General features: G+C 38.5%; 7 protein-coding genes (1 of these 7 only partly in view). 2 read left to right on the forward strand and 5 right to left on the reverse strand.

Annotation, left to right across the window (positions count from 1 at the left end):
* Positions 1 to 19 precede the first annotated feature (19 nt).
* Complete coding sequence (locus LEP1GSC062_RS11555; RefSeq protein ID WP_020984316.1) at positions 20 to 2,560, reverse strand: methyl-accepting chemotaxis protein; 2,541 nt, start codon at positions 2,558 to 2,560, stop codon at positions 20 to 22.
* Between the two features lie 561 nt (positions 2,561 to 3,121).
* Positions 3,122 to 4,228, reverse strand: coding sequence for a tetratricopeptide repeat protein (locus tag LEP1GSC062_RS11560; RefSeq protein ID WP_020984338.1), 1,107 nt, complete (start codon positions 4,226 to 4,228; stop codon positions 3,122 to 3,124).
* A gap of 459 nt (positions 4,229 to 4,687) precedes the next feature.
* Between LEP1GSC062_RS11560 and ilvB the strand changes: the two genes are divergently transcribed.
* Both ilvB and ilvN read left to right on the forward strand, forming a co-directional pair.
* On the forward strand, positions 4,688 to 6,397 hold the full coding sequence (gene ilvB, locus LEP1GSC062_RS11565) for a biosynthetic-type acetolactate synthase large subunit (protein ID WP_010577907.1): 1,710 nt from the start codon (positions 4,688 to 4,690) through the stop codon (positions 6,395 to 6,397).
* Positions 6,394 to 6,879: an acetolactate synthase small subunit gene (ilvN, locus tag LEP1GSC062_RS11570; protein WP_010577908.1), complete on the forward strand. Its 486-nt coding sequence runs from the start codon at positions 6,394 to 6,396 to the stop codon at positions 6,877 to 6,879. The genes ilvB and ilvN overlap by 4 nt, the downstream gene beginning before the upstream one ends.
* A gap of 81 nt (positions 6,880 to 6,960) precedes the next feature.
* Here the strand turns inward: ilvN and LEP1GSC062_RS11575 are convergent, their stop codons facing one another.
* From LEP1GSC062_RS11575 to LEP1GSC062_RS11585, 3 genes are all read right to left on the reverse strand, one after another.
* Entirely contained in the window at positions 6,961 to 7,365 is a 405-nt protein-coding gene (locus LEP1GSC062_RS11575) for an acyl-CoA thioesterase (protein ID WP_010577909.1), read from the reverse strand.
* A gap of 563 nt (positions 7,366 to 7,928) precedes the next feature.
* Positions 7,929 to 9,092, reverse strand: a complete 1,164-nt coding sequence (gene hemW, locus LEP1GSC062_RS11580; RefSeq protein WP_010577910.1) for a radical SAM family heme chaperone HemW — start codon at positions 9,090 to 9,092, stop codon at positions 7,929 to 7,931.
* Positions 9,089 to 10,000, reverse strand: partial view of a glycoside hydrolase family 3 N-terminal domain-containing protein gene (locus LEP1GSC062_RS11585; RefSeq protein WP_039941890.1) — the 3' portion only. It continues 885 nt past the right edge of the window; 912 of the gene's 1,797 nt are visible here — the last part of the coding sequence; the start codon falls outside the window, past its right edge; its stop codon occupies positions 9,089 to 9,091. The genes hemW and LEP1GSC062_RS11585 overlap by 4 nt, the downstream gene beginning before the upstream one ends.

A 10,000-nucleotide genomic window follows, 5' to 3' on the forward strand; every position in this document is an offset into this window, starting at 1 on the left:
TTTTCGTTTTCTTACGAAATCAAAGTTTAAAAAATTCTATTTCGTGTTTAAGCTCTTCGGCTAATTTTGCTAAGTTGATAGAATTGGAACTCAGTTCTTCTGAGGAAGCCGCGGAAGATTGATTGAGTTCGTTTATGGTAGTGATCCTTCTAGAAATCTCTTCAATGGCAATTTTTTGTTCGCGAACAGCCGCTTGAATTGCGTCCGCTCTGCCTTTGATTTCTTTCGCCGTGAGATTCATCTGATCGTTTTTGGAAAGTTGATCTTCCATAAACTGGTTTACCACCTTCATCTGGTGATTGATTTCAGAAATTCCCTGAATGATTCCGGAGATAACTTTTACCGTATCGGTGATGTTTTGAATTCCGATTCCTATTTCCGTTTCGTTGTTCTGAATGATATGTTCGATATTTTTGATGCTCTCCGTCGTTTTATCCGCTAGTTTCGAAATTTCATCGGCGACGACCGCAAAACCTCTTCCGGCGCTTCCGGCTCTGGCGGCTTCGATAGCCGTGTTCAATGAAAGAAGATGAATTTGTTCTGAGATGTTGCTAATAATTTCTATGACGCCGACAATATCTTCCGAACTGCGGCTGATCTTAGCGATGGAATGATTGGTTAGCTCTAAAGATTTTTCTCCCTTTTGCGCGTTTCCCGTAATCCTTTCCACTTCGGACATCGTCTTTTCCAAATTTCTAAAAGTTGCATGAATGGAATGTGAGAATTGAGTCATGTCCAAAGCGAATTGATCCAGTAGATTGACTTGCTCCTCTGTCTGGGCGTCCATTCCATCCATACCGGCGGAGATCTCTTCGATCGAAGCGGAAATTTCTTCCGAAGAAGAAGCCTGGCTTTGTGCGTTATCGGAAATGGAGTTATGGGCTTTCGACATCTCGTCGGAGGAGCTTGCAAGGTTTTCGGATGAGTTTGCGATCTTATTCAAAACCTTTTTCACGTTTTTGTTAAACGAATTGATTGAAATTGCCATCTCTCCGATTTCATCCATTGAAAAAACCTTGAGTCCGTTGGTAAGATTTCCTTTCGCCATAGCTTCCAAGGCGTTCTTACTTTCTTCCAAAGGACGGATTCTCTTTTTAAGAATGAAATAGATCACAATTCCAATTAGAAAAAGACCAGCAAGGGAAATTCCGACCATCGCGTAAACGCATATGATCGCTTCTCCGGTAATTTCTTCGCATTCGACCGAAGTGAACGTGAGAAAATCGTATTTCGGATTTTTATAAAGAATTGTATATTTGTATTTCCCATTAAAAATATAACGAAACGGAACTTTGTTCTTATAATTTTTCATTTGAGGATAGAAAGAAAAACTTTTCAAATTTTTCAGATTCAAAGAAGGATTAATGTGATTGATTATCACTTCGTTCGGACTAATAAGACCGGAATAACCTGATTTTCCGATTTGAATAGAACCGATTAGTTTACTCGTAAGATCGGCGATTCTAAGGGAATAAGCGATGTAGACATTTTCGTTTTGCGAAATCGTTTCCAAAATTAAAAGTATGGGCGTTCCGGAAATGGGAGAAGAGATCGGTTCGCTTAAGAATATTCTTTTTCTTGAAATTGTCTCTATGATAGTATCTTTCGAAGGAAGTTTAAAATCTTTGAGAATGGATTCGCGGTCTTTGGAGAGTATTCCTGTACCTATGAAAACCTTCCAGGATTGATTTTCCTGTTTGATAAGTGAAACGGATTCGTATTTTGGAGAATGCTCTAAAAGTGTTTCTAAAAATTTCTGAATTTCGTCCGTTTTACGATTCTCGATTAGAGAAAGGAATAAAGAGTTTTTTTTCAATCTTTGCACATCGGATTGAACTTCCTCGAAGATCGATTCCGTAAAAATATTCAGTGTTTCATTCATGTTTTTCATCTGATTGAAATACGATTTTTGAATCGCCAAATGGTTGAACTTGAATACGAGACAGGAAATCGTAATCGCAAGGATACACATGATAAAGATAAAGGTTATCGTAAGAGAGCCTGTTAGGCGAACCTTTATCAGAGATGAGACGTCTATGTTTTTGAATATACCCGATTCTATCAGATTGGAAGTCAATTTTTCCGTGGCTAAAAACGTGTACACTCCTATAAGAAGAGACATGAGGAGAGTGATCGCATACAGATTGTAGTAATCGGTTGCATCTAAGACCACAAATCGGCCGAGAATGGTGATTACGACAGAGGCCGTGATTAAAATTCGAAGACCGATTTCGACCGAATGAAAAAGAGGAAGACGAAATATAGATTTCTGCGCTTTTAAGATGATTTCTTTATCTGCGATACCCTTTTCCGTGATAAAGAGAAACTTTTGAATGGGCCGAAGTCTGCGCATGTCCGAAAAAATGGCGAATATGAGAGTGAAAGCTGAAGTTGTTAAAGTGGTGTAGATTGCGATTTCAAGTTGATCGGAATCCATTTCCAAAAACATTTTATAAAATAAAATCGCTGTACCAATCGTAAAAGTAAAACCTACGACTTCGGTTATCAAAATGAAATGAAGAATGAATTTACGAATTGAATTTGTAATGTTGTCATCCATATTTTTGTTCCGATACCTTAGTTATGCGTTATTCGAACTTGATTGATTTCCTATGTAAATTAAGCTATTTACGATTATTAACACAAGGAGAAAGTAAAAAGAGAAATGTAAAATCACATTAGCTTACATTAAAAACACCATTCCTTTAGGAATGAGAAAATCCGAACAATATGGGGAAGTTTAATTGGAATGTGTTAGTTTCGATAGAATGAATTGTATTAAGGCCATTTAAGTTGTGGAAGTACTTTCAAAAAGTATAATGAATGTTTGACTCTTGAAATTAGATTTACTAATATAAAGAAATATGAATGTTAAACTGAATACTTTTAAACTCTGATTGTAACTTTTTCCGAATGCGATCTGTGAAGAGGATTATAATTTTATCAGAAAGTTGTGGTTTGCGAGTATTTCAAATACCGGTACGAACTTCTTCAACATCCGGGACGATTGTGCGGGTTCCTGGATATTAAATTGGTTTGTGAAGAAAAAACGAAAATTAAATTAAGAAGAGGGAAGTGTCGTCATAGGCTGAGGGAGGAAAGATCTTTCCTCCTGAAAACGTTATTCACCCCGGATGTTTTCGAGTTTGTGTTTGATTTCTTCGTTCAGAGGTTGTTTTTTTTGAAAATCTTCGAGTAATCGAATCGCTTCGCTAGGTTTATCGATTTCGACATAGAGATCTGAAAGTTCGAGAAGAGGTCTGGGATCCATCGGAAATTTTTTATGCAAATCGAGGTAAATTTCCTCAGCTTTGTCTCTTTTACCGATAAGTTTGAGAGAAGAAGCTTTTCCAAGAAGCGCGAAATAATCCTCTCCTTCGGCCAGAATTTTATTAAAGCATTCCAGAGCTTTGTCAAATTCTCCCATTCCTCTTAGGCTGTCCGCATAACGGTTGATGATGAGTTTGTTGTCCGGGTCAAATTCGAGAATTCTTTCCCAGTACTGATTGGCTTTGTGAAAGTCCTTTTTTCCTCGATAACTTTCTGCAAGACCGTATAACGCAAAGAAATTCTTCCTGTCGAGTTCCGCGGCTCTATGATAATATTGGATCGCTTCGTCGTAATCCTTGATCTTACGGTAGGAATTTCCGATTTCAGTAAGAATTTTAATATTGTCCGGTTGAATCAAAAGCAGTTTTTCCCACCAATGGATCGCGTCCTTGTATTTTTGACACGCGAAGTAGAGATGACCCAGGCCCACGATCACATATTGATCTTTCGGGTTGATTTGTAGAGCCTGCATATAATAAATTTCTGATTCTTTAAAGTTTTTCAGTTTTCGATGAGCGTCGGCCACCCGGCTAAGAATCGAAGCGTCGGTGATTGTAATATGTCTATAGTCTTCCGCTACCTCGATCACTCTGGAAAGAAGATTCATTTCCCGGTAGCAATTCATCAATCCCATCAAAGAGAATTTATTGGAAGGATCTTCTTGAATACATTTATGATAATATTCGATCGCGCTTTTGTAGTCTTTCTTCTTAAAGAACAGGTCACCCATGCCAACTAGTCCATAAGTATTGTGTGGATCTTTTTCCAGAAGTTCTTTCAACTTCGCTTCTGCTTTCGGGAGCTGGTTAGAATCTAAAAGTTTGTATGCTTCCTTCGCGAGGTTTTTGATGATTGCGAATTGTTTATCCTCTTCTTTTTCAACGTTAGGATTTTCCATTTGATTCTCTCTTTTTAAGATTTACGCTATTCCAAATTTAGAATTCGCATTATTATTTTTGACGCACAAGATTCGTTGAATATTCTTTTAAGTTCAAATATTCTGTAAAGAAAATAAGAATAGATGACTATAGTCTCAAAATAAAAAGTAATTTGAACTGGAAATTAGTCCCTTTTCTCTACTAAATTTTGGAAAAAAATTTCCGTTTATGTTTTTAATAAAGATATTCAATTGAATGACAACCATGATTTTGTTATAGATAGGTACGAGTTGAAATAAGTATGTCCACGGGTCTTAAGAGAAAAAACGTCGTGTAGAATCGAATTAGTTCATTCGTTTTTTGAAATTCTAAACCTTTTCAGAACGTTTTTTCTAGGAGAAGAACCGCGGATTTGAGATTGCGGGTTCCTCTTGACAGTAGCCTTTTCGGTATCTTTATGGACGTTAAAAGGAGGAAGTATGTCCGCAGAATCAGGAAGAATAACAGGTGCCAGACTGATGGTGGAACTTCTGGAAGGATACGGTGTGGATGTCGTTTTCGGATATCCTGGCGGGGCTATACTTCCTTTTTACGACGAGATTTATAAAAGTAAAAAAATCAAACATATCCTCGTAAGACACGAACAAGGTGCGGTTCATATGGCGGAGGGATATGCGAGAGCTACCGGAAAACTCGGAGTGTGCATTGCAACATCAGGGCCGGGAGCGACAAACTTAGTCACTGGACTTACCGATGCGAAGATGGATTCGGTTCCTATTCTAGCGATTACGGGACAAGTTGCAACAAATGCGATCGGTACGGATGCTTTTCAAGAAGCTGATATTTTCGGAATCACAATTCCCATCACAAAATACAATGCACTCATAAAGTCTGCGGATGATATTGCAAGGCACTTTGAGGAGGCGACCTTGATTGCGTTAGGTGGCCGTCCGGGGCCGGTTCTACTGGATTTTCCGAAGGACGTTCAAACTGAATTGACTGATGTAAGAAAGGCAACCCGTCTCAAGATCGCCCCTCATCATTATAAAAAACCGGAAGTTCGCGGGAATTTGGAAGAATTTGCGGAAGCAATCAACCGATCCAAAAAGCCCCTTCTTTATGTGGGAGGAGGAGCGATCAATGCGGTCGCTTACAAGGAAATTTACGAGCTTGCGACCAAGGCACAAATACCGGTTACCACAACTTTGATGGGTCTCGGTTCTTTTCCGGGAACACATCCCTTAAGCATGGGAATGCTCGGAATGCACGGAACCGTTGCCGCGAACAAAGCGGTATTAGAATGTGATTATATACTCAATCTGGGCGCAAGATTTGACGACCGTGTTGCAAAAATCGGGGAGTTTGCGGAAAATGCGGTCAGAGCGCATATAGATATTGATACGGCCGAATTTAATAAACGAGTTCAAGTGGATCATCTGTTGCACGGGGATTTGAAAGATGCGTTGAAAGCTGTCATACCTTACGTAAAAAAACAGGATCGAACTTCCTGGATTCAATATCTCCAAGGTTTAAAAAAGGATCATCCATTGGATTTCGATAACTCCGGAAATGTGATAAAACCTCAGGACTTCCTAGAGCGTCTTTATAAAAAAACTCAAGGCAAAGCGATCGTTTCCACGGACGTAGGACAACATCAAATGTGGACCGCCCAATATTATCTTTTGGACGAACCCAACAATTGGCTTACTTCCGGAGGACTCGGAACCATGGGATACGGACTCCCTGCCGCGATCGGAGCAAAGTTTGGAAGACCCGATAAGATGACGATCTGCGTATCCGGTGATGGGTCGATTCAGATGAATATTCAAGAACTTGCAACGGTTGCCGCGAACAAATTGGGAGTGAAAATACTAGTGTTCAATAATAACTTTCTTGGAATGGTTCGCCAATGGCAGGAGCTATTTTACGAAGAGAGATTTTCCCAATCCGAATGGAATTTTAACCCGGACTTTATAAAACTTGCGGAGGCTTATTCGATTCCTGCAATGAAAATTTCGGATAAATCGGAAATAGACCGGGCAATTGAATTCTTTACAAAAGACGACGGGGCGGCATTTTTAGAAGTGATCATACCGGCGGAGGAAAAGGTATTTCCGATGATTCCTGCCGGAAAATCTCAAAAAGAAATGATCGAGTTTAAGGATTTGGCCGGACTGAAAAAAATATGAAACATATTCTAAAAATACTGGTAAACAACCATCCGGGAGTTATGAGCCATGTTTCCGGTTTATTTACTCGCAGAAGTTATAATATAGATTCGATTGCGGTGGGCGTCACGGTAAATCCCGAAATTTCAAGTATGGTGATTGTAGTAAAAGGGGACGAATCCACGGTAGAGCAGGTAAAAAAGCAACTCTTAAAACTACCGGACGTTTTGGAAGTGGAGGATCTTGCCTATCATGATTGTGTGAGCAGAGAATTGGTACTTCTTGTGGTAAAACTGACGGAGACGACAAGAACGGAAATTCTCTCCGTATGCGAAGTGTTTGAGGCGAAAATCGCAGATTTAACACACGCTTCTCTGACGATAGAATATTCAGGGAACTCCCGTAAAGTGAATGCCATTGTGGAAATTATGTCCAAGTATGGAGTTGAAGAAATCGTCCGCACCGGGCAAATCGCAATTCGATACAGAAGTATCGGATCTTGAACCAAAAGCCTGTCTAAATTTCGTTTTAGGGCCTCAAAAATTGGAAGGTCCTTTTTAGATTCCGAAGTTTATATTAAGATTTTAAACAGCTTTCAAAGAAACCGATTGTTTCCAGGGTCTTTTTCGATTGGAATCGAAAAGAATACAGAATGAATTCGAATGACAAACGACCCTGCGATCCGATTTTCGGATCAGTTTCTGAACAATCTTATAACGTGCGTTTGTAATCGTTCTAAATTCGGTCTGAACTAAAATAGAATCCGGGAAATGAATCTGATCTCGGTAATCACTTTCTGACCAAAGAACGATCGGTTCGATATGAGTTAGATCGGGACTTGGAGAATTCAATTCGATTTCTTTCAAAGCCTTTTTTCTTGCTTCGTTTAGGAAGGAATGGGCATTGTCTATATTTAACTTTCCATCATCGTCACAATGGTGGCTTGCAATGGAAATTTCAAAATGGTGTATCTTCGTATTAGCTATCATTTGTATTTTCCCTTATGTCTAACTGCTTAGAATAAAAAGAAGAGTGCCGCAAATTTGCTTCTAAAATTGTTCAAATTATTTTTTTAGAACATTTTTTGTTAAATGCGGATTGTTTGAATACAAAACAGTAGGACTTTCATTTTTTATACTGTTTTGATTAGAGATGTGATATATATTGGAAATTGTATACAATTATTTTTTAATATTGATTCAATATGGCTATGAACTGAAATATGGGCTTTATGTTGTTATATTTTGTAAAATAAGGAAATAATGTTATATAGAGGGCTTTTGTGTGGATTTGTAGAAAAAGGTCTAAAATTTCTTCTCTGTTTTAGAGGTTCTTTTGGTAGAAATTTTAAAATTGTTATGCTAATTGACTTGGCTGAAAAGTGACTTAAAATCGGACGGACTTCCAGACCGTTTTGGAAGAAAATTAGGGATTACTTTCCCATCTTTTAAAGATTTTGAATAGGGAATGGAAAATCAGAGTCCTAAGATGATCTCAACCCTGTTGATTTTTATAACATCTACCTGAAAGCGATTTATAAATCAGAGGGAACTTACAAAGAGGTGAGTTCTAAAATTTTAGAATCTAAAAATAAAACGGCTTCCGGTTTCCATTGAAAGATTCCGTTTGAAAATTCGCAAAGTCCGGATTCTTCCAATCGTTTTAATTGTCGGTCTAGAATTTGTTTTTTTTCGGGAATCAGTTCATAAAAACTTTCCATAGAAATCGGTTGAAATAAGCGAAACAAAGAAAGAACTAGTTCTTCATAAAGATCTGGTTTTGTGTATTCTTTAGAAAGATTTTTTGTTTTATAGGTTTCCACATTTCTCGGATTGGAATATCTTCCTGTAGGAAGAAAACCGTGGGCTCCTGGGCCAATTCCCAAATAATATTCCATCGTCCAGTATTTGAGATTGTGTCCGGACGAAAATCCAGGTTTGGAATAATTGCTGACTTCGTATTGGAATAATTCATACGGAGAAAGGAGGTTCGGTAAAAGTTTCAAAACTTCTTCCTGAATTTCTTCTTCGGGTCCTGGAGTAATTTTATCCATTACCTTTCTGGAATACGGAGTTCCTTTTTCCACGGTGAGGGCGTAGAGACTAATATGTTTTCCTCCTGCTTTCAAAACCTGAAGAACGTCCTTTAAGATTTCCTCAATCGATTGTCCCGGAATTCCATAGATCAAGTCCGCGGAGAAATTGGAAATTTCGGAATTTTTAACCGTTTCCAAAACGTTTTCGTATCTGTTCGGATCGTAGTATCTACCTAAAAATTGAAGTCTTTCCGGATGAAAGCTTTGGATGCCCACGGAGATTCGGTTGACTCCGGCTTGTGCGATCGATTTTAAAAAATCGGAAGTGATATCCTCTGGATTACATTCCATAGTAATTTCTGAATATTCTGAAATTTTGATATTCCTTTTTAAAAAATCGATGAGATTCGCGATTTGAGCTATGTCCGCTCGAGAAGGCGTTCCGCCTCCGAAAAAGATCGTATCAAATTCTAAATTGGAAACAGTAGGATTTTCGGAAATTCTTTGGTTTATTTCTTCCTTATATCTTTGGAAAAGAGTTCTTTCGTCCGGGACCGGGTTTTTTCCGTTTCCCAGGGAATAAAAATCACAATATTCACATTTTTGAATGCAATAGGGATAATGAATATAGATTCCCGGAAAACCCGTCTTTGCAACGGGATTTCCGGAATCAATTTTCATGGTTGTTGGGAGACGGTCTTTTCGTCAGAACCTTTTAAGATCAGATCTACGACCGGAATTGGGGAAGTTCTTTCCAAAACGGAATACAAAAGCGCTTTTTTCGATTCCAACGTCGGAGAGAAAGAAAATAAGATTTTCAGATTTGGCAACGTATTCAATTTTAAGAATGGAGTTCCGTAGTGAAGATCCACGATTTCCATTTTCGGAAAACGTTTTGCCAGCCCCGCCGCTAAATCCAATTCCAATTGACTGAATGTGGTTACTACAACCCGTTTGAATTTATTGTCTTTGACCAGACTCGAAATTTTTCCGGGGTTTGCGTTTTGAATATTTTTTTCTGCGAGTAAGGCTTCGAATTCTTTTCCTCGGAGGGCGAAGATCGTTTCTTCCGTTTTTACGGTAACCGGATTGAAAGAAGACGGAAATGCAACGATGGAAGCTTTGGATACTTCCGAATTTAGAGTTGGTGAAAAAATTTCTAAAAAGTTTTTTTCTCTTTGTGCAATCTGATCTTGAAAAAAGGCGATTTCTTTTTGTTCCAACTCCGAAAGTTTTTCTTTCGATTCGGATTTTTTAGAAGAGAATTCGTAGACGATTCCGTGTTTGAGCTTTAAAAGAATTTGTCTGTATACGGCTTCTTTTAAGAGATCTCTTTCTCCTTTTTGAAAGGTTCCTTTTTTGTATGCAGTCAATACCTGATTCTTCATATTGCGAGTCGTTTTTCCCCAGCTTGTCATCAGAAGAATATCCGCTCCCGCCAGTATTGCAAGTACTCCTGGGTCGCGGTCTTTATAGTGTACATCAATCGCGTTCATCTCCATCGCATCTGTGATGATGACACCTTTGAATCCCATTTTTTCTCTTAGGATTCCGGTGAGAATTTTTGAGGAAAGGGTCGCGGGAAAATT

Source organism: Leptospira alexanderi serovar Manhao 3 str. L 60 (assembly GCF_000243815.2).
GTDB classification, from domain to species: domain Bacteria; phylum Spirochaetota; class Leptospiria; order Leptospirales; family Leptospiraceae; genus Leptospira; species Leptospira alexanderi.